This window comes from Streptomyces roseolus, assembly GCF_014649855.1.
GTDB lineage: Bacteria > Actinomycetota > Actinomycetes > Streptomycetales > Streptomycetaceae > Streptomyces > Streptomyces roseolus.
This window is the reverse complement of the sequence record NZ_BMTV01000017.1, coordinates 71366-91894: the sequence shown is the minus strand read 5'-3', so window position 1 is coordinate 91894 and position 20529 is coordinate 71366. Positions and strand designations below refer to the sequence as shown.

General features: G+C 73.5%; 19 protein-coding genes. 11 read left to right on the top strand and 8 right to left on the bottom strand.

The annotated features are described in order from the left end of the window. Positions 1-8: 8 nt before the first annotated feature. Complete coding sequence (locus IE245_RS21030) at positions 9-695, bottom strand: DUF4190 domain-containing protein (RefSeq protein ID WP_229851419.1); 687 nt, start codon at positions 693-695, stop codon at positions 9-11. A 74-nt stretch (positions 696-769) separates the two neighbouring features. On the opposite strand from IE245_RS21030, the gene IE245_RS21025 reads away from it, so the two are divergent. The 6 genes from IE245_RS21025 to IE245_RS21000 all read left to right on the top strand — a co-directional run bounded on the left by IE245_RS21025 (position 770) and on the right by IE245_RS21000 (position 6405). Then, complete coding sequence (locus tag IE245_RS21025; protein ID WP_189949849.1) at positions 770-1801, top strand: adenosine deaminase; 1032 nt, start codon at positions 770-772, stop codon at positions 1799-1801. Between the two features lie 19 nt (positions 1802-1820). Beyond that, on the top strand, positions 1821-2507 hold the full coding sequence (locus tag IE245_RS21020; protein ID WP_189949846.1) for a glycerophosphodiester phosphodiesterase: 687 nt from the start codon (positions 1821-1823) through the stop codon (positions 2505-2507). Continuing rightward, positions 2507-3283 (top strand): SAM-dependent methyltransferase, encoded by a 777-nt coding sequence (locus IE245_RS21015; protein WP_189949843.1) that lies wholly within the window; start codon positions 2507-2509, stop codon positions 3281-3283. The genes IE245_RS21020 and IE245_RS21015 overlap by 1 nt, the downstream gene beginning before the upstream one ends. Further along, entirely contained in the window at positions 3283-4431 is a 1149-nt protein-coding gene (locus IE245_RS21010; RefSeq protein ID WP_444545739.1) for a sensor histidine kinase, read from the top strand. Before IE245_RS21015 ends, IE245_RS21010 begins: the two co-directional genes overlap by 1 nt. Beyond that, positions 4428-5114, top strand: coding sequence for a response regulator (locus IE245_RS21005; protein WP_189949841.1), 687 nt, complete (start codon positions 4428-4430; stop codon positions 5112-5114). The genes IE245_RS21010 and IE245_RS21005 overlap by 4 nt, the downstream gene beginning before the upstream one ends. Positions 5115-5238: 124 nt before the next feature. Beyond that, a complete protein-coding gene (locus tag IE245_RS21000; protein WP_189949839.1) occupies positions 5239-6405 on the top strand; it encodes a serine hydrolase domain-containing protein in 1167 nt (388 codons plus the stop codon). Here the strand turns inward: IE245_RS21000 and IE245_RS20995 are convergent. The 3 genes from IE245_RS20995 to IE245_RS20985 form a co-directional block, all read right to left on the bottom strand. Continuing rightward, positions 6371-6916, bottom strand: coding sequence for a hypothetical protein (locus tag IE245_RS20995; protein WP_189949837.1), 546 nt, complete (start codon positions 6914-6916; stop codon positions 6371-6373). The genes IE245_RS21000 and IE245_RS20995 overlap by 35 nt on opposite strands. 225 nt (positions 6917-7141) lie before the next feature. Continuing rightward, positions 7142-8305, bottom strand: a complete 1164-nt coding sequence (locus IE245_RS20990; protein ID WP_189949835.1) for a polyamine ABC transporter substrate-binding protein — start codon at positions 8303-8305, stop codon at positions 7142-7144. Positions 8306-8459: 154 nt separating this feature from the next. Then, positions 8460-9896 carry a gamma-aminobutyraldehyde dehydrogenase gene (locus IE245_RS20985; protein WP_189949826.1) on the bottom strand — a complete coding sequence of 479 codons (1437 nt, stop codon included), beginning with the start codon at positions 9894-9896 and terminating at the stop codon, positions 8460-8462. 204 nt (positions 9897-10100) lie between these two features. On the opposite strand from IE245_RS20985, the gene IE245_RS20980 reads away from it, so the two are divergent. The 5 genes from IE245_RS20980 to IE245_RS20960 all read left to right on the top strand — a co-directional run bounded on the left by IE245_RS20980 (position 10101) and on the right by IE245_RS20960 (position 15207). Beyond that, a complete protein-coding gene (locus tag IE245_RS20980; protein WP_229851417.1) occupies positions 10101-10592 on the top strand; it encodes an Lrp/AsnC family transcriptional regulator in 492 nt (163 codons plus the stop codon). Next, on the top strand, positions 10577-11965 hold the full coding sequence (locus IE245_RS20975) for an aspartate aminotransferase family protein (RefSeq protein ID WP_189949824.1): 1389 nt from the start codon (positions 10577-10579) through the stop codon (positions 11963-11965). Before IE245_RS20980 ends, IE245_RS20975 begins: the two co-directional genes overlap by 16 nt. Positions 11966-12165: 200 nt before the next feature. Next, entirely contained in the window at positions 12166-12894 is a 729-nt protein-coding gene (locus tag IE245_RS20970; protein ID WP_189949822.1) for an ABC transporter ATP-binding protein, read from the top strand. Then, positions 12876-14024: a hypothetical protein gene (locus IE245_RS20965; RefSeq protein ID WP_189949819.1), complete on the top strand. Its 1149-nt coding sequence runs from the start codon at positions 12876-12878 to the stop codon at positions 14022-14024. Before IE245_RS20970 ends, IE245_RS20965 begins: the two co-directional genes overlap by 19 nt. 52 nt (positions 14025-14076) lie before the next feature. Continuing rightward, entirely contained in the window at positions 14077-15207 is a 1131-nt protein-coding gene (locus IE245_RS20960) for an LOG family protein (protein WP_189949817.1), read from the top strand. Positions 15208-15244: 37 nt separating this feature from the next. On the opposite strand, the gene IE245_RS20955 is transcribed toward IE245_RS20960, so the two are convergent. The 4 genes from IE245_RS20955 to rlmN all read right to left on the bottom strand — a co-directional run bounded on the left by IE245_RS20955 (position 15245) and on the right by rlmN (position 20351). Further along, the gene (locus IE245_RS20955) at positions 15245-16261 is read right to left on the bottom strand and encodes an ABC transporter ATP-binding protein (RefSeq protein WP_189949815.1); all 1017 of its coding nucleotides are present in this window, start codon (positions 16259-16261) and stop codon (positions 15245-15247) included. Next, positions 16261-17874 carry an ABC transporter permease gene (locus IE245_RS20950; RefSeq protein ID WP_189949975.1) on the bottom strand — a complete coding sequence of 538 codons (1614 nt, stop codon included), beginning with the start codon at positions 17872-17874 and terminating at the stop codon, positions 16261-16263. The genes IE245_RS20955 and IE245_RS20950 overlap by 1 nt, the downstream gene beginning before the upstream one ends. A 38-nt stretch (positions 17875-17912) precedes the next feature. After that, positions 17913-19001 (bottom strand): thiamine ABC transporter substrate-binding protein, encoded by a 1089-nt coding sequence (locus IE245_RS20945; protein WP_189949813.1) that lies wholly within the window; start codon positions 18999-19001, stop codon positions 17913-17915. Between the two features lie 219 nt (positions 19002-19220). Next, positions 19221-20351, bottom strand: coding sequence for a dual-specificity RNA methyltransferase RlmN (gene rlmN, locus IE245_RS20940; protein WP_189949811.1), 1131 nt, complete (start codon positions 20349-20351; stop codon positions 19221-19223). Between the last annotated feature and the right edge of the window lie 178 nt (positions 20352-20529).

The following is a 20529-nucleotide window of genomic DNA, read 5'->3' as shown; positions in this document are numbered from 1 at the left end:
GCGGCCGGTCAGCGGCGGTCGTCGACCACGAGGACCGCCGAGGTCGACTCCTGCACGTCGGTGTCCTCGTACTCGTCGTAGCTGGTGACGGCCCAGACGATGAAGGCGATCAGCGCGGCTCCGAGGACCATGGAGACGATGCCGAGGACGATGCCCGCCGTGGCGGCGCCGCCGTTGGACGCCTCGCCGCGCCGGGCGCGCTTGCGGCCGAGGATGCCGAAGATCAGGGCGAGGATCCCGAGGACGATCGACGGGACGCCGTAGAACCAGAAGAGGCAGGTGCCGATGATGCCGAGCACCATGCCGGCCGTGCCCATGCCGTTGTACTGGCCGGGCATCGGCCCGTACGCCGCCGGGTGGGCCGGCGGGTAGCCGTACGCGCTCGGGCCGGCCGGCGGATAGCCGTACGCGGCCGGCGGGGCGGCCGGGTGGCCGTAGCCGGGCGGGGGCGCCGGCGCGCCGTAGGCGGCCGGTCCGCCGGGGGCGACGGGCGGCGGAGGCAGTTCGCCGTCGGCCCCGTCGCCGGTGGGTATCGAGGTGACCGTCAGCTGCTCGTGGACCGGGGCGCCGGCGGCCGGCCGCTTGCCCAGGTCCACCGGCCCGGCCTGCCCGGCCGGTTCGGCCCGCCGCTCCGGCGGGGCCCACGGATCGGCGGCCTCCCGGTCCTGCGGGCGCGGCTCTGCGTTCTCGGACAATCGGGGCTCCCTCCCTGGTCCCGTCATGCTACGGCGTTCCGACGGCCCCTTCCCGACCGGCCTACGATGACCCGATGACCGATCTCCACCCCTTCATCGCGGGCCTGCCCAAGGCCGAGCTGCACGTCCACCACGTGGGCTCCGCCTCCCCGCGGATCGTCTCCGAGCTGGCCGCCCGGCACCCGGACTCCAAGGTCCCGACGGACCCGGAGGCGCTCGCCGACTACTTCACCTTCACCGACTTCGCGCACTTCATCGAGGTGTACCTGTCCGTCGTGGACCTGGTGCGCACCCCCGAGGACGTCCGGCTGCTGACCTTCGAGGTCGCCCGCGACATGGCCCGGCAGAACATCCGCTACGCCGAGCTGACCGTCACCCCGTACTCCTCCACCCGCCGCGGCATCGACGAGCGGGCCTTCATGGCGGCGATCGAGGACGCCCGCAAGGCGGCGGAGGCCGAGTTCGGCACCGTGCTGCGCTGGTGCTTCGACATCCCCGGGGAGGCCGGCCTGGAGGCCGCGGAGGAGACCGCGCGGCTCGCCACCACCGACGGCATCCGCCCCGAGGGCCTGGTCTCCTTCGGTCTCGGCGGCCCGGAGATCGGGGTGCCCCGCCCGCAGTTCAAGCCGTACTTCGACCGGGCCAGGGCGGCCGGCCTCCACTCGGTGCCGCACGCCGGCGAGACCACCGGGCCCGAGACCGTCTGGGACGCCCTCCGCGACCTGGGCGCCGAGCGCATCGGCCACGGCACCAGCTCCGTCCGGGACCCGGAGCTGCTCGCCCACCTGGCGGAGCACCGGATCGCCCTGGAGGTCTGCCCGACTTCCAACATCGCGACCCGCGCGGTGGCCGCCCTCGACGAGCACCCGATCCGGGCCATGGCCGACGCCGGCGTCCTCGTCACGGTCAACAGCGACGACCCGCCGATGTTCGGCACCGACCTGAACAGCGAGTACGCGGTCGCCGCCCGGCTCCTCGACCTCGACGAGCGAGGACTGGCCGCCCTCGCGAAGAACGCCGTGGAGGCCTCCTTCCTCGACCCGGCCGGCAAGCGGCGGCTGGCCGCCGAGATCGACACGTACACGGAGAACTGGCCGGCGCGCTGAGCCCCGGAAGAATGGCCCCATGCGATCCGTCACTGTCGTAGGCCACCGCGGCGATCCGTACCGCGCCCGCGAGAACACCCTCCCCTCGATCGGCTCCGCCTTCGAGCGGGGCGCGGACGCGGTCGAGGTCGACGTCCGCCTCACCAAGGACGGCGTGCCGGTCCTCCTCCACGACGACACCCTGAAACGGCTGTGGGGCCACGACCGCCCGCTCTCCTCGCTCACCCACGAGCAGCTGCGCGAGCTGACGGCCGGCCGGGTGCCGACGCTCCGTGAGGCCCTGATCGCGGCCGGGCCGCACCGGCTGATGCTCGATCTGCCCGGCGGGAACGAGGAGTCGGTGCGGCGGATCGTCGGCACGGTCCGCGAGGCCGGCGCGGGCGAGCGCGTCTTCTACTGCGCCGGCGCGGTCGCGATGCTCCGGGTCCGGGACGCCGACCCGCACGCGGAGATCGCCCTCACCTGGACCTCGCTCGCCCCGCCGCGCCCGGTGCTGCTCGACCGGGTCCGCCCGAAGTGGCTCAACTACCGCTGGGGCCTGGTCGGTCGGGAACTGGTCGAGCGGCTGCACCGGGACGGCCTGCTGGTCTCCACCTGGACGCCGGACACCCGCAGGAGCATGCGTAGGCTGATCGCCCACGGGGTCGACTCGATCACCACGAACCGGGTCGACGTCCTCGCCGCCGTCCTGCGAAAGGCTCCCTGATGACCGACCGGATCCGGACCGACATCGCCCACAACGCCCGGGTGTGGAACTACTGGCTGGGCGGCAAGGACAACTACCCGGTGGACCGCGCCGTCGGCGACCAGGTCACCTCCTTCCACCCGGGCATCGGCGAAGTCGCCCGCGCCGACCGGGCGTTCCTCGGCCGCGTGGTGACCCGGCTGGCCGGGGAGGGGACGCGCCAGTTCCTCGACATCGGCACCGGGCTGCCGACCGCCGACAACACCCACGAGGTGGCGCAGCGGGTCGCGCCGGACGCCAGGATCGTCTACGTCGACAACGACCCGATCGTGCTCACCCACGCCCGCGCCCTGCTGACCAGCGCCCCCGAGGGCGTCACCGAGTACGTCGACGCGGACGCCCACGACCCGGAGAAGATCCTGGCGGCCGCCGGTGAGGTGCTCGACCTGGGACGCCCGGTGGCGGTCCTGATGCTCGGCATCCTCAACTTCGTCCTGGACACCGACGAGGCCCGCGGGATCGTCCGCACGCTGATGGCGGCCGTGCCGTCCGGCAGCCACCTCGTCCTCACCCACCCGACCCTCGAGCCGGAGCTGGGCGGCGAGGGCAACGAGGCGGCGATGGCCTTCTGGAACGAGAACGCCACCCCGCCCATCACCGCCCGCACCCGCGAGGAGTTCACCTCCTTCTTCGAGGGCCTGGACCTCCTCGCGCCGGGCGTCGTCTCCTGCTCCCGCTGGGGCGCCCCGGAGGCCGCCGCGGTGGCCCAGTTCGGCGCGGTGGGCCGCAAGCCGTAATGCGGATACGGGGGTTGGGGCAGGTCCGGGCCTGGGGGGCCGCGCACCCGCGGGCCATGGACGCGGGCCTCGCGCTGCTCGTGCAGGCGGCGGTGACGATGCCGTTCGTGGTGCCGCGCGGGCCGGAGCTGCCGGCGGCGACCTGGACGGCGTACGGGCTGACGACGCTGACCGTGCTGCCGCTGGTCTGGCGGCGGCGGGCGCCGATGGCGGTGCTGCTCGCCGTGATCGCCGCGAGCGCGCTGTACCGGCTGGCCCTGGAGGGGCCGGGGCAGCCGCTGCCGTACCAGGGGCTGGTGTGCGCGTACACGATCGCGGTGCTCGCGCCCGCCCGGCAGCGGCTGGCGGCGGGTGTCCTGCTGCTGGTCGCGGTGCCGGTGTCGGTGTGGCTCAACACCCGGTCGGCGCGCGAACTCACCTTCTCGCTCTTCGTGTTCGGCGCCGCCTACGCCTTCGGGCGGCTCGCCGACGCCCGGCAGCGGGAGCATCTGGCGGAGGCGGAGCGGGCGGCCGCGCGGGAACGGGCCCGGATCGCCCGGGAGATGCACGACATCCTGTCGCACGCGGTGAGCCTGATGATCGTGCAGGCGGAGGCCGGTCCGGTGGCGGTGCGCCGGGCGCCGGACCGGGCGGAGGCGGCCTTCGAGGCGATCTCCGCGACGGGACGGGACGCGATGGGCCAGCTGCGGCGGATGCTCGGCGTGCTGCGGGAGGAGGACGCCGGTGACGGCCGGTCCCCCCAGCCGGACCTGGACGGGCTGCCCGCGCTGCTCGACCGGGTGCGGGCCGGCGGACTCGACGTGCGGTACGAGCCGGCCGGCGCGCCGGCGGTGCTGCCGGCCCCGCTCGCGGCGACCGCGTACCGGATCGTGCAGGAGGCCCTGACGAACACGGTCCGGCACGCCGGGGCCCGTACCGCCACCGTCCGGATCGAGCGGGCCGCCGGGCTGCTGACCGTCGTGGTCCGCGACGACGGCCGGGGCCCCCGGCCGGCACCGGGCCGCCCGGTGGGCCACGGACTGACCGGGATCCGCGAGCGGGCGGCCGTCCACGGCGGCACCGCGACCGCGGGCCCGGGCCCGGACGGCACCGGGTTCGAGGTGCGGGCGGAGCTGCCCGTGCCCTCCGCCGCGGAGGTGGGGACGTGACGATCCGCGTGGTGGTGGCCGACGACCAGGAGCTGGTCCGCAGTGGCTTCGCCCTCATCCTCGACGTCCAGGAGGACATCGAGGTGGTCGCCGAGGCGGCGGACGGGGCGGCGGCCGTGGAGGCGGTGCGCCGCCACCGGCCGGACGTGGCGCTGCTCGACATCCGGATGCCCCGCGTGGACGGCATCGAGGCGTGCCGGACGATCAGCGCGGAGAGCGCCTGCCGGACGGTGATCCTGACGACCTTCGACTCGGACGCGTACGTGTACGAGGCGCTGCACGCGGGCGCGAGCGGCTTCCTCCTGAAGGACGTGCGCCGGGACGACCTGGTGCACGCGGTGCGGGTGGTGGCGGCGGGCGACTCGCTCCTGGCGCCTTCGGTGGCCCGGCGGCTCGTCGAGCAGTACACGGCGGGCGGCCCGCGCCGGGCGCCGGTGCCCGATCCCCGGCTCGGCGTCCTGACGGGCCGGGAGCGGGAGACGCTGCTGCTGCTCGCGCGGGGCCTGTCGAACGCGGAGATCGCGGCGGAGCTGGTGGTCAGCGAGCACACGGTGAAGACGCACGTGGGCAACGTGCTGGCGAAGCTGGGGCTGCGGGACCGGATCCAGGCGGTGATCTGCGCCTACGAGACGGGCCTGGTGGCGCCGGCTCCTCCCCCGCGCGGGGGAGCCGCGGGCCGCTGATCCTCCCCCGCTCCGGCGAGGGGCCGGGCGGGCGGAACCGCCGGTGCGGGCGATCCGCCCGGCGGGGCCGCTCCGGAAGGCTGGGCGCACCGAGAACGAGAGCCCGCAGCCGAGGAGTCCGTCCATGAAGCGCGCCACCCGCACCCTGCTCGCCACCGCCCTGGTCCTGGGCGTCGCGGCGGGCCCGACCGCCCTCTCCCCCGCCGTCGCCGCCACGGCCCCGGCCGCCGCGGCGACGACGTCCCCCGACCTGTCCTCGGTGCTCGCGGGCCTGCCGCGCGCCGACGCGACCGCGGCCCTGGTGCGGGTCGGCGGCACCGAGGGCTCCTGGGCGGGCAGCGCGGGGGTGCGCGACCTGGAGTCGGGGGCCCCGGCCGATCCCGGGGGCCGCTTCCGGGTCGGTTCGGTGACGAAGGTCTTCACGGCGGCGACGGTGCTCCGGCTGGCCGAGGAGGGCCGGATCGACCTGGACCGCACGGCCCGCTCCTACCTGCCGGAGCTGGTCCCGGGCCGGTACGCGACGGTGACGGTCCGCCAGCTGCTCGACCACACGCACGGCATCCCGGCGGCGGACCTGCCGGGGGAGACGGTGGAGGAGTGGTACGCGCACCGCTTCGACGTCCACGAGCCGGAGGAGCTGGTCCGCGCGGCGACGGCGAAGCCGCGGGAGTTCCGCCCCGGCACCCGCCAGCACTACCTGAACATCGGCTACACGATCGCCGGGCTGATCGTGGAGCGGGTGACGGGGGACGCGTACGAGCACCAGGTGGAGCGGCTCGTGCTGCGCCCGCTGGGCCTGCGGGACACCTACTTCCCGGGCCGGGAGGCCGGCATCCGGGGCCCGTACAACCACGGCTACCAGGTGATGCGGCTGGCGGACGGTTCGACCGGCCTGCGGGACGTGTCGGTGTGGCGGGTCACGGAGGCCTGGGCGGCCGGTGACCTGATCTCGACCACGGCGGACCTGGAGTGCTTCATCCGGGCCCTGTTCGCGGGCCGGGTGGTGCGCGGCCCGCTCCTGGAGGAGATGTTCACCCTGCCGAAGGTCGTGGACTTCACGAGCGGCGCCCCGGCGGCGTACTCGGCCGGCCTGTCGGTGAAGAAGCTCGGCGGCCGCGAGGTCTGGGGCAAGACCGGCGGCCGCTGGGGCTTCAACGCGGCCGTCTCCTCGACCCGCCGCGGGGAGCGGACCCTGGTCTACGGCGTGAACGCGACGGACGCGAAGGGCGAGGGGATGAACCGCACGGCCCTGGAGCTCATGCTGGCGACGTACGGACTGCCGTCGGAGTGACCGCCCGGGCGGCTTCCAGCCGCTTGACGAGCCGGCGGACGTGGAGCAGCGGCAGGATCCCGAAGACCCCGAAGGACATGTCGATCACCGACCACCAGAAGGGGATGTCGCGGATCGGCCCGCAGATCAGGGCGAGCGGGATGATCCCGACGCAGGCGATCATGCCGAACTCGACGACCCAGATGTTGCGGACCGGGTCGCGGTAGGGCCCGTAGAAGGCGACGGCGATGACGAGGTGGGCGAAGGCGAGCCAGTCGGTGCCGTAGAGGAGGTACGGGGCTCCCTCGCCGGCCGCCTCGACCCCGCCGGCGACCTTGTGGATCCACTCGGCGAGGCCGGGCAGCGCGTCGGCGACGGGCGCGGCCCAGCCGGTCAAGGAGGAGTCGAGCCAGCGGAGTTCGGTGACGAGCGGGAAGGCGGTGGCCCCGCTCAGGACGAGGCAGACGACGAAGAGGATCAGCCATGCGCGGATGCGCGCGAGAAGGGCTCTCGGCCCGTTCGAGTCGCTCATGAAGGCAGCGTACGCCTCCCTTGAACGCGTTCAGAAATGGGGGTCGCCCTCCCCTGACGGCCCGCTCGACCGCCGCCCCGGCCGCGGGCCCCTGCCCCGCCGGTGCCGCGGACACCCGGCCCCTGTCCTCCTCCCGAGGAGGAACGGCCGGGCCGCCCGGCCGAGGGGGCCGGGCGGTCGTCCTCCCGTCCCAGGACGAAGAGGTCCGCGCTCGTGCCGGGTCGCTCACAGGCCGACGATCCCGTTCCAGCGCTTGGCCATGGCCTTGCGTTCGGCGGAGGTGATGTCGCGGGCGGTGGCGAGCCGGCCGCGCATCTCCCGGTCGGGGAAGACGAGCGGGTCCTCGGCGAGGGCGGCCAGTTCCCCGTCGCCGGAGTCGGCGAGGACGGCCCGGGCGGCGGGGACGGGGCAGACGTAGTTGACCCAGGCGGCCAGCCCGGCGGCGACCTCGGGCTCGTAGTAGTGGTCGACCAGTTTCTCGGCGTTGGCCTTGTGCCGGGCGAGGTTGGGGATCAGGAGGGACTCGGCCCACAGTTCGCCGCCCTCCTCGGGGACGACGAACTCGATGTCGGGGTCGTCGGCCTGGAGTTGGATGACGTCGCCGGAGTACGCCTGGCAGGCGAGGACGTCGCCGCCGGCCAGGTCCTTGATGTAGTCGTTGCCGGTGAAGCGGCGGATGTGCTTCCTGCGGACCAGGTCCTCGATCCGGTCGCAGACGGCGTGGAAGTCGTCCTGGGTCCAGCGGGTGACGTCCGCGCCGTCGCCCTGCATGAGCAGGGGGAGGGCCTCGTCCAGGCCGGAGAGGAGGGTGACCTTGCCGCGCAGGTCGGCGTCCCAGAGCTGGCGGGTGGAGCGCAGTTCGCGGCCGAGCCGGCGGCGGTTGTAGGCGATGCCGGTGATGCCGGACTGCCAGGGCACGGAGTGGAGCCGGCCGGGGTCGAACGCGGGGCGGAGCAGCTGGGGGTCGAGGTGGCCGGCGACGTTCACCTGCGCGGCGCGGTCCATCTTCTGGACCCAGCCGAGGCGGACGAAGCGGGCCGCCATCCAGTCGCTGACGACGACGAGGTCGCGGTCGACGGGCTGCCCGTTCATCAGGGCCGGGCCGATCTTCCCGAAGAACTCGTCGTTGTCGTTGATCTCCTCCGTGTAGTGGACGGAGATCCCGGTCCGCTCCCGGAAGGCGTCGAGGCTGGGCCGCCTGCGCGGATCGTCGTCGTCGGTGTCGATGTAGAGCGGCCAGTTGGCGAAGGTGACGCTCCGCTCGCGGCCCGACAGGTCCGGTCCGGCGCGCCGTTCCTCGGGGACGTAGGCGGGCTTCACGCCGCAGGCGGCGAGGAGGCCGCCGGCTCCGGCGGCGCCGAGGCCCGTCAGGACGGACCGGCGGGTCATGGGTTTCCTGGCTGTCGCTCTCACCCGCCGAGCATCCCGCCGGGCTCCGGGCCGTCACAAGGGACGGTCCGTCGAGCGGCACGGCACGGCCCCGACACCTTGTCGACCATCGGATCGACGGGTGCCGGGGCCGCGGCGGGCACTACCGGGCGGTTCAGCCCAGCGAGGTCATCACGTGCTTGATGCGCGTGTAGTCCTCGAAGCCGTACGCGGAGAGGTCCTTGCCGTAGCCGGACTTCTTGAAGCCGCCGTGCGGCATCTCGGCGACCAGCGGGATGTGGGTGTTGATCCACACGCAGCCGAAGTCGAGCGAGCGGGACATGCGCATGGCGCGCTGGTGGTCCTTGGTCCAGACGGAGGAGGCCAGGGCGTACTCGACGCCGTTGGCGTACTCCAGGGCCTGCGCCTCGTCGGCGAAGGACTGGACGGTGATGACCGGGCCGAAGACCTCGTTCTGGACGATCTCGTCGTCCTGCTTGAGGCCGGAGACGACGGTCGGGGCGTAGAAGTAGCCCTTGTCGCCGACGCGGTGGCCGCCGGCCTCGACCTTGGCGTGGGCCGGGAGGCGGTCGATGAAGCCGGCGACCTGCTTCAGCTGGTTGGCGTTGTTGAGCGGGCCGTAGAGCACGTCCTCGTCGTCCGGCTGACCGGTCTTCGTCTCGGCGGCGGCCTTGGCGAGGGCGGCGACGAACTCGTCGTGGATGGACTCGTGGACGAGCACGCGGGTGGCGGCGGTGCAGTCCTGGCCGGCGTTGAAGAAGCCGGCGACGGAGATGTCCTCGACGGCCTTCTCGATGTCGGTGTCCTCGAAGACCACGACCGGGGCCTTGCCGCCCAGCTCCAGGTGGACGCGCTTGACGTCCTTGGCCGCCGACTCGGCGACCTGCATGCCGGCCCGGACGGAGCCGGTGATGGAGGCCATCGCCGGGGTCGGGTGCTCGACCATCGCGCGGCCGGTCTCGCGGTCGCCGCAGAGGACGTTGAAGACGCCCTTGGGGACGATGGAGCCGATGATCTCGGCCATCAGGACCGTGGACGCGGGGGTGGTGTCCGAGGGCTTGAGGACGACCGTGTTGCCCGCGGCGAGGGCCGGGGCGAACTTCCACACGGCCATCATCATCGGGTAGTTCCACGGCGCGACCTGCGCGCAGACGCCGACCGGCTCGCGGCGGATGATCGAGGTCATGCCCTCCATGTACTCGCCGGCCGAGCGGCCTTCGAGCAGCCGGGCGGCACCCGCGAAGAAGCGGATCTGGTCCACCATCGGCGGGACCTCCTCGCTCGCGACGAGGGCGGTCGGCTTGCCGGTGTTCAGGACCTCGGCGGCGATGAGCTCCTCGGCGCGCTCCTCGAAGGCGTCGGCGATCTTGAGGAGCACCTTCTGGCGCTCGGACGGCGTGGTGTCACGCCAGGCGGGGAAGGCGGCCGCGGCGGCCTCCATGGCGGCGTCGACGTCGGCCTGGCCGGAGAGCGGGGAGGTCGCGTACACCTCGCCGGTGGCCGGGTTGATCACCTCGATGGTGCGGCCGTCGGCCGCGTCGCGGAACTCCCCGTCGATGTAGTTGCGCAGCCGGCGCAGCTCGGTGGTCACTTGCCACCCCTCCTGTCACGTTTGTTCCGCACGGCCTTGTGCGGTCGTCCCGATGGGTGAGACACCTCAGCCTACTGGTTCGGCTGACGCTTTCAACAGCCCCGAGCCCCCTCGACTTCGGATTCAGTGACTCTGAGGGTCCTTGACAACGAATTTCATCGCTCCGGGGTTGCGCGACTGCGCATCTCGGTGCACAGTGAAGGCGTGGCCAGTCGAAGCACAGACTCCAGAACCGGAACCGGTTCGTCCCCTACGGTCGATGCCGTCTCCCTGGCGATCATCGAGCAGCTCCAGGAGGACGGCCGCCGCCCCTACGCCGCCATCGGCAAGGCCGTCGGCCTCTCCGAAGCGGCCGTGCGGCAGCGCGTCCAGAAGCTCCTCGACCAGGGCGTCATGCAGATCGTCGCCGTCACCGACCCGCTCACCGTGGGCCTCAGGCGCCAGGCGATGGTCGGCATCCACGTCGAGGGCGACCTGGACCCGGTCGCGGAGGCGCTGACCGACATGCCCGAGTGCGAGTACGTGGTGATGACCGCGGGCTCGTTCGACCTGATGGTGGAGATCGTCTGCGAGGACGACGACCACCTTCTGGACGTGATCAACAAACGGATCCGCACGCTCCCCGGCGTGCGCTCCACCGAGAGCTTCGTTTACCTGAAGCTCAAGAAGCAGACCTATATGTGGGGAACCCGATAACCGTGACCCAGTCCCGCAGCGACCTGTCAAAGTCCGCCTACGACCACCTGTGGATGCACTTCACCCGCATGTCGTCGTACGAGAACAGCCCCGTCCCCACCATCGTCCGAGGTGAGGGCACCTACATCTTCGACGACAAGGGCAAGCGCTACCTCGACGGTCTCGCGGGCCTCTTCGTGGTCAACGCCGGTCACGGCCGCCAGGAGCTGGCCGAGGTCGCGTACAAGCAGGCCCAGGAGCTCGCCTTCTTCCCGGTGTGGTCGTACGCCCACCCCAAGGCCGTCGAGCTCGCCGAGCGCCTCGCCGACTACGCCCCGGGCGACCTCAACAAGGTCTTCTTCACCACCGGTGGCGGCGAGGCCGTCGAGACCGCGTGGAAGCTCGCCAAGCAGTACTTCAAGCTCCAGGGCAAGCACACCAAGTACAAGGTCATCTCGCGTGCGGTCGCCTACCACGGCACCCCGCAGGGCGCCCTGTCCATCACCGGCCTGCCGGCTCTGAAGGCCCCCTTCGAGCCGCTGGTCCCCGGCGCGCACAAGGTGCCGAACACCAACATCTACCGCGCCCCGATCCACGGCGACGACCCCGACGCCTTCGGCCGCTGGGCCGCCGACCAGATCGAGCAGCAGATCCTCTTCGAGGGCCCCGACACCGTCGCGGCCGTCTTCCTGGAGCCGGTGCAGAACGCCGGCGGCTGCTTCCCGCCGCCGCCCGGCTACTTCCAGCGCGTCCGCGAGATCTGCGACCAGTACGACGTGCTCCTCGTCTCCGACGAGACGATCTGCGCCTTCGGCCGCCTCGGCACGATGTTCGCCTGTGACAAGTTCGGCTACGTGCCGGACATGATCACCTGCGCCAAGGGCATGACCTCGGGCTACTCCCCGATCGGCGCCTGCATCGTCTCGGACCGCATCGCCGAGCCGTTCTACAAGGGCGACAACACCTTCCTCCACGGCTACACCTTCGGTGGCCACCCGGTGTCCTCGGCGGTCGCCATCGCCAACCTCGACATCTTCGACAAGGAAGGCCTCAACCAGCACGTGCTGGACAACGAGGGCGCCTTCTTCTCGACCCTGTCGAAGCTGCACGACCTGCCGATCGTCGGCGACGTCCGCGGCAACGGCTTCTTCTACGGCATCGAGCTCGTCAAGGACAAGGCCACCAAGGAGTCCTTCAACGACGAGGAGGTGGAGCGCGTCCTGTACGGCTTCCTCTCCAAGGCGCTGTACGACGCCGGCCTGTACTGCCGCGCCGACGACCGCGGCGACCCGGTCATCCAGCTGGCCCCGCCGCTCATCGCCGACCAGGGCACCTTCGACGAGATCGAGGGCATCCTGCGCAGCGTGCTCACCGAGGCGTGGACCAAGCTGTAGACCCCCAGCGCCACGCCGCCCTCACGGCGTGACCTCCGGCCCGGGCCGCCGCCCTCCGAGTGGATGGCGGCGGCCCGGGCCGCGTGCCGTCCGTACAACCGGATCCGAATACTTACGGTGCCCAGTGACCGACAGGCCCGGACCTCGTTCCCCCGGACGGGGGAACGGCAAGAATCGGAACCGACATCGAGGTGTACGCGATGGCCCCACCGGACAACGACGTGCTCTGGGCGCGTTCCCTGCACTGCTCCCTGAACGGCACGGAGGCCCTCAGCGGCGTCTCCGTCGGCGTCCGGGAGGGCGAGATCCTCGCCGTGACCGGCCCCCGCGGCAGCGGCAAGACCACCCTCCTGCGCTGCCTCTCCGGTGAGCTCGCCGCCCAGCAGGGCGAGGTCTGGTTCAACAGCTCCCCCGTCCACACCCTCCCGGCGGCCGCCCGCGAACGCCTCCGCCGCGAACGCTTCGGCTGGATCGGCCCCGACGACGGCCTCGTCCCCGAACTCACCGCCTGGGAGAACACCGCCCTGCCGCTGCTGCTGCGCGGGGTCCCCCACCGGGCCGCCCGGACCGCCGCCTGCGAATGGCTCGACCGCCTCGACGCCGGCGCCTGCGCCCGCGTCCGCCCGCACGCGCTCACCCGCTCCCAGCGCCAGCGCGCCGCCATCGCCCGCGCGCTCGCCGCCGCCCCCTCGGTCCTCTTCGCCGACGAACCCACCGCCGCCCTGCACCGGGCCGACGGCACCCAGGCGCTCCGCACCCTCACCGCCGCCGCCCGCTCGCACGGCATCACCGTGCTCCTCGCCACCCACGACCCGGAGGTCGCGGCGCTCGCCGACCGCACGGTCACCCTGCTCGACGGACGCCGGGCGGGCAGCGTGCCGCCCGCCACGGGGGCGGAGGGCGTCGCCGCGTGCTCGCTCTCCGTCTAGTCCGCGGCTCCCGCTGGCCGGTCCAGCTGCGGCGGCTCCTCGTCGCCGCGGCCGCCGCCGGCGTGGGCTTCCTGCTGCTCTGCACCCTCGGCTACGCCGTCGGCCACCCCGAACAGTCCACCGCCTCCGCCCTGCGGCTGCTCTGGTGCGCGCTGCCGATCGCCGCCACCGTCCAGTTCGCCGTCGCCGTCGCCCGCACCGACCCCGCCACCCGGCCCCGCCCCGGACTCTCCTCGATCGGCCTCGGCCCCGCCCGGCTCACCGCCATCGCCGCCGCCTCGACCGCCGTCGCCTGCACCCTCGGCTCGTCGGTCGCCCTCCTCGTCTACCTCCACCTGCGCGGCGACCTCACCGGCCTGCCCTTCGACGGGGCCGCCGCCGGACTGCTCGCCGCCGACCAGCCGCTGCCGCTGGCCGGGGCCCTCACCCTGCTCGCCGTCGTCCCGGTGGCCGGCGCCCTCGCCGCCGGCCTCGCCCTGCGCCCCCGCGCCGGCGCCCCCGCCCCCGAGGGCGCCGCCCGGCCGGTGCCGAACGGACTGCCGTGGGGCGTGGCGCTCATCGCCGTCGGCCTCGCCGTGGAGACGTACGCGGGCCGCGGCGGCGACGGCGGCGTCGCCCTGCCCGGCCGCTTCGACGGCTCCCCCGCGGGCGTCCTCGCCGGGTGGGTCCTCACCGCCGCCGGACTCGCGCTCGCCGGGCCCGGCCTCGCCCACCTGTGCGGCCGGCTGCTGCAGACCGCCCGCCCCGGAGCCGTACGCCTGCTCGCCGGACGGGTCCTCATGGACGAGGCCGGCCGCATCGGCCGCCCCCTCGGCGTGGTCTGCGCGGTCCTCTCCGGCACCCTCGCCGCCGCCACCGTGTACGAGGCCGGGGACGGCGGCACCGCCTTCGGACCGCTCACCGGCCTCGGCGCCGGCGTCGTCCTGGCCTGCACCACGGCGACGCTGCTCACGGCCGCCCTGGAGTCCCGCCAGTGCCGCGCCCGCACCACCGAGGCCCTCGCCCGGCTCGGCGCCCCGCCGTCCGTGCTGCGCACCGCCGCCCTGCTGCGGGCCGGCGCCCTGCTCGCCGTCTTCCTCCCGCTGACCTGGCTCGTCGGCGAACTCGCCGCCCTGCCGCTGACGGCCTGACCGCCCGGAGACCCAGCGGGCCCCGTCGCCCTGGGCCGCCTATCGTGGGCCCATGGCGACGCCCCCACCGCCGCGTCCGCGCAGGAGCGGCCGCGAGATCCACACGCTGGACGAGTTCGACGCGTCGCTCGCCCGGCCCGGCGGCCTGGCCGGCCTCCGCGTCCAGTCCGTCGACCTCACCGGCCGCACCTTCGCGCTCCTCGCCTCCTCCACCGCCACCGCCGCCTTCCTCGGCTGCCCGATGGAACCGGAGGCCGCCGCCAAGGTCCGCGCGGACGGCGCCCTGGTCTTCCCGCCCGTCCCCGACCTGCCCTTCGACCCGTACCGCAACCGGCTCTACACCCCGGACGAGCTGTACGAGGGCGTCACCGGCACCGGCGGCTACGAGACCACCCCCGACGCCCGCTCCTACGCCTGGTTCGGCGTCACCCGCGCCGACGGCGACGTGTTCTCCTCCATGCTCCGCTCGATCCACGACGACGCCGTCGGCGACGCCCTCGACGAGCACCTCGCCGGCCACCGGGTCGTCGGCGTCATGGGCGGCCACGCGATGGGCCGGGGCACCGAGGCGTACGCCGGCGCGGCCCGCCTCGGCCGCACCCTCGCCCGCGCCGGGTACACGGTGGCGACCGGCGGCGGCCCCGGCGCGATGGAGGCGGCGAACCTCGGCGCGTACACCGCCCCCTTCGACGACCCGGCGCTCGACGACGCCCTCGCCCTCCTCGCGAAGGCCCCGTCGTTCACGCCCTCGGTCACCGAGTGGGCCCGCGCGGCCTTCGCCGTACGGGCGCTGCTGCCCGACGGCGGCGACTCGGTCGGCGTCCCCACCTGGTTCTACGGCCACGAGCCGCCCAACGCCTTCGCCGGGCACATCGCCAAGTACTTCACCAACGCCCTGCGCGAGGACGGTCTCCTGGCCCGCTCCACCGCCGGTGTCGTCTTCCTCCCCGGCGCCGCCGGCACCGTCCAGGAGATCTTCGACAACGCCACCCCGAACTACTACGGGTCCCGCGGCGCCCCCACCCCCATGGTCCTCGTCGACCGCGCCCACTGGACCGACCGCCTCCCCGCCTGGCCCCTCCTGGAGACCCTCGCGTCCGGCCGCCCGATGTCCGCCCGGATCGCCCTGGTCGACTCCGTCGACGAGGTCCCCGCGGCCCTGGCCCGGCCGGCGGCCGCGTAGGACGGGGCCCGGCACGCACCGAAGGACCCGCCCGGGCTCAGGCGCCGTCCAGCACCACGACCTCCTCCGCCCCGAAGGCCACCGTCACCTCCGCGTCCACCTCCGGCACCTCCCGCAGCGGGAGTTCCGCCTCCAGCGGGGGGCCGTCGGCCGGGCGGAGGACGACCGTGACGCGATGGCCCCGGAAGGTGCGGGACTCGACCCGGCAGGAGAGGCCGTCGTCCGTCACGCGGACGCCCGCCGGGCGGACCAGCAGCGTCCGCTCGCCCTGCGGGGAGCCGTCCGGGACCGGGATCCGGCCCCACGGGGTGTCCGCGACCGCCCCCGACACCGTCGCCGGGACGACGTTCTCGAAACCGAGGAAGCGGGCGACGAACTCCGTGCCCGGCCGCCGCCACACGTCCACCGGCGTGCCCGACCGCACGATCCGCCCGTCCCGCATGACCACCACCCGGTCCGCGAGCGCGAACGCCTCGCCCTGGTCGTGGGTGACGGCGAGGACCGTCGTGCCGAGCCGCCCGAAGAGCGCCCGCAGCTCCACCACGAGCCGCTCCCGCAGCCCCCGGTCCAGCTGCCCCAGCGGTTCGTCGAGCATCAGCAGCCGGGGCCTCGGCGCCAGCGCCCTCGCCAGCGCCACCCGCTGCTGCTCGCCGCCGGACAGCGCGGCGACCGACCGCCGCCCGGCGCCCGGCAGGCCCACCAGGTCGAGCAGCTCCTCGACCCGCGCGGCCCGCTCCTCCTTCGGCACGCCGTGCATCCGGGGCCCGAAGGCGACGTTCCCCGCGACGTCCCGCTGCGGGAAGAGCTGGTGGTCCTGGAACATCAGGCCCACCCCGCGCCGGTGCGTCGGCACCCCCGCCTGGTCGGCGCCCGCGAGCAGCACCCGGCCCGCGTCGAGCGCCTGGAGCCCGGCGACCGCCCGCAGCAGCGTCGACTTGCCGGACCCGCTCGGCCCGAGGACGCACACGATCTCGTGGTCGGCGACCTCCAGGTCCACCGCGTCGAGGACCGCCCGCGGCCCGAACCGTACCGTCGCTCCCTCAAGGGTCAGCATCAGAACTCCCCGGTGGTCCGGTCGCTCCGCAGCCGCTCGAGGAGCAGCAGGGACACCGCGCACACCACCATCAGAATCGTCGACAGGGCCATCGCCTGCCCGTAGTTGAGCTCGCCCGGCCGGCCGAGCAGCCGCGCCACCGCGACCGGCAGCGTCGGGTTGTCGGGCCGCGCGATGAAGACGGTCGCCCCGAACTCGCCCAGCGACACGGCGAAGGCGAACCCGGCCGCGATCAGCAGCGCCCGCCGCACCAGCGGCAGGTCCACCTCCCGCCAGGCCCGCCACGGCGAGGCCCCGAGCACCGCCGCCGCCTCCCGCAGCCGCTGGTCCACCGCCCGCAGCACCGGCAGCATCGTGCGGACGACGAACGGCACGCCGACCAGCGCCTGCGCGAGCGGCACCAGGATCCAGCTGGCCCGCAGGTCGAACGGCGGCTCGTCGAGCGTGATGAGGAACCCGAAGCCGACGGTCACCGCCGACACCCCGAGCGGCAGCATCAGCAGCGCGTCGAAGCCCCGCACCAGCCGTCCCGCCCGCCTCGTGAGCGCCGCCGCCGCGAGCCCGCCGATCACCACCGCGATCGCGGTCGCGGCGACCGCGTACCGCAGCGAGTTCCCGACCGCCTCCAGCGGCGGCACCAGGAACGTCCCGGCCTCGTCGAGCGAGCCGAGCGCCCGGTAGTAGCGGAGCCCGTACCCCTCCGGCGTCGCGAAGGAACGCTCCACGAGCACCCCGAGCGGCAGCAGGATCAGCACCGCCACCGAGGCCAGCACCCCGCCGAGCAGCGCCCACTGCCCGACGCCCCGCGGCCGGCGCGCGGTCCGCTCCGGGGACACCAGGCGCAGCGCGGTCTCCCGCCGCCGCACCGTCCGCGCGTGCACGGCGAGGATCGCGCCCACCGCCACGAACTGCACGAGCGTCAGCACGGCCGCGGTCCGCAGGTCGAGCAGCCGGGCCGTCTGCCGGTAGATCTCCGCCTCCAGCGTCGTGTACGCGTCCCCGCCGAGGATCTGCACGACGCCGAACGACGTGAACGTGAACAGGAAGACCATCAGCGCCGCCGCCGACACCGCGGGCACCAGCGCCGGCAGCGTCACCGACCGCCACGCCGTCCACCGGGACGCGCCGAGGACCCGGGCCGCCTCCTCCTGACGCGGGTCGAGCTGGGCCCACAGCCCGCCGACGGTCCGCACGACGACCGCGTAGTTGAAGAAGACGTGCGCGAGGAGGATCGCCCACACCGTGGTGTCGAGCCGCAGCCCCCACAGCCCGTCGGTGAACCCGCCCCGGCCCACCAGGGCCAGGAACGCCGTGCCGACGAGCACCGTGGGCAGCACGAACGGCACGGTGACGACCGCCCGCAGCACGCCCTTCCCGGGGAAGTCGAAGCGGGCGAAGACGTACGCGCCCGGCAGCGCCACGAGCAGCGTGAGCCCGGTGGAGGCGGCCGCCTGCCAGACGGTGAAGCCCAGCACGCCGAGGATGTCGGAGCGTCCCAGGGTCGCCCCGATCGCCCCGGGGTCCCAGACGCCGTCGGGCCGCAGCCCGCGCTCGACGATCGACACGACGGGCCAGGCGAAGAAGACCGCGAAGAACGCGACGGGCAGGACCATCAGCCCCAGCCGCGCCGCGCTCCCCTTCGGGTCGCGCCTCACTTGAGGACGAGCGACGACCACTGCTGGATCCACGCCTCGCGCTTCTCGGCGATCTTCTCCGGCGCCACCGTCTCCGGCTTCTCGATCACCACGCCGTGCTTCGTGAACAGCTCCGGCAGGGTCGCGTCCTCCGCCACCGGGTTCACGAACATCTGCAGCGGCATGTCGTCCTGGAACGCCTTCGAGACCAGGAAGTCGATCAGCGCCTTGCCGCCCTCGGGGTTCTTCGCCCCGTCCAGCAGGCCGGCGAACTCGATCTGCCGGAAGCAGGTGCCGGTGGACACCCCGGTGGGGGCCTCCTTCGGCTGCGGCTCGGCGTACAGCACCTCGACCGGCGGGCTGGAGGCGTAGGAGACGACCAGCGGCCGGTCACCCTTGGCCTCCTTGCCGCCGGCCGAGCCGGAGAACTCCTGGTTGTAGGCGAGCTCCCAGCTGTCGACGGTCTTCACGCCGTTGGCCTTCAGCTTCGACCAGTAGTCCTGCCAGCCCTCGTCGCCGTACTTCGCGACGGTGCCGAGGAGGAAGCCGAGGCCCGGGGAGGACCGCTCCGGGTTCTCCACCACGAGCAGGTTCTTGTACTCCGGCTTCGCCAGGTCGTCGAAGGTCTGCGGCGGCGCCAGCTTCTTGTCCGCGAAGTACTTCTTGTCGTAGTTGACGCAGATGTCGCCGGTGTCGATCGGCGTGACCCGCTTGTCGAGCTTGAAGGTGTCCGGGATCCGGTCGGCGCCCTTCGCCTGGTACTCGACGAAGATGCCGTGGTCGACGGCGCGGGAGAGCAGGGTGTTGTCGACGCCGAAGAAGACGTCGCCCTGCGGGGAGCCCTTGGTCAGGATCTCCTTGTTGACGGCCTCGCCCGCGTCGCCGGCCTTCAGCACCTTCACGGTGAAGCCGGTCCGCTTCGTGAACTCCGCCAGCACCTCCTTGGAGGCGTTGAAGGAGTCGTGGCTGACGAGCGTCACGGTCTTCGGCGCGGGCTCCCCGCTCTTCCCCGCGGCGTCGCGGGCGGACTCGGTGGAGCAGGCGGCCAGGCCCGTGACGCCGAGCGCCGCGGCCAGCGCCACGGCGGCGGCCTTCTTGGTGTGCATGAGTGATCCTCCTGGGTGGGACCAGGAAGAGACGCGGCCCTGCCCGCGGCCGGGGACCGGACGCGGGCAGGGCGCAACAGCTCGAGGTACGACCGAACTTCCTACCCAGAATGACCTGGGCGAGGTTCAGAGGGTCTGCGGTCTACGGTTACCGCACTCTCAGCGCTGTGGCGCTCCCCTGTCGGAATATGCAGGTGTGTTCGAGCACAGGGTACAAGGTCAGCGTTCGGCGGCGGCGAGCTGTCCACAGGCGCCGTCGATCTCCTGGCCCCGGGTGTCCCGGACGGTCACCGGCACGCCGTGCCGGGCGATGGCCTCGACGAAGGCCTTCTCGTCCTCCGGCCGGGAGGCGGTCCACTTCGAGCCCGGCGTCGGGTTCAGCGGGATCAGGTTGACGTGCACCCGCTTGCCCTTGAGCAGCTTGCCCAGCAGGTCGCCGCGCCACGCCTGGTCGTTGATGTCCCGGATGAGGGCGTACTCGATGGAGACCCGGCGTCCGGACTTCTCGGCGTACTCCCACGCCGCGTCCAGCACCTCCCGCACCTTCCAGCGGGTGTTCACCGGCACCAGCGTGTCCCGCAGCTCGTCGTCCGGGGCGTGCAGCGAGACCGCGAGCCGGCACTTGAAGCCCTCGTCGGCGAAGCGCAGCATCGCCGGCACCAGGCCCACGGTCGACACGGTGATCCCGCGCTGCGACAGGCCGAGGCCGTCGGGCTCGGGGTCGGTCAACCGGCGGATGGCGCCGACGACCCGCTTGTAGTTGGCGAGCGGCTCGCCCATCCCCATGAAGACGATGTTCGAAAGCCGCGCGGGCCCGCCGGGCACCTCGCCGTCGCGCAGCGCGCGCATGCCGTCGACGATCTGGTGCACGATCTCGGCGGTCGACAGGTTCCGGTCGAGGCCGGCCTGCCCGGTCGCGCAGAACGGGCAGTTCATGCCGCAGCCGGCCTGCGAGGAGATGCACATCGTCACCCGGTCCGGGTAGCGCATCAGCACCGACTCCACGAGCGTGCCGTCGTGCAGCCGCCACAGGGTCTTGCGGGTGGTGTCGTCGTCGCACGAGATGTGCCGCACCACCGACATCAGGTCGGGCAGCAGCTCCCCGGCCAGCTTCTCCCGCGAGGCGGCCGGGATGTCGGTCCACTCGGCGGGGTCGTGCGCGTAGCGGGCGAAGTAGTGCGTCGACAGCTGCTTGGCGCGGAAGGGCTTCTCGCCGATCGCGGCGACGGCCTCCTTCCGCTCGGCGGGCGAGAGGTCGGCGAGGTGCCGCGGCGGCTTCTTGGCTCCGCGCGGGGCGACGAATGTGAGTTCTCCGGGCAGCGGACGGGCCACGACGGCGTCTCTCCTCATACAGGAACGAGGTCGGACGTCCCGCGTCGGCGGGGAGTGCGGCAGGGCGATGCCGGGGCGACCTCACTGGACCGTCCCCGCGGTGGCGAGGACGACGAAGGGCCCGGACCACCGGTCCGAGCCCTTCCAGAGTACCCGCTGTCCGTCAACCCGTTCCGACGAACAACGCCGGCAGCAG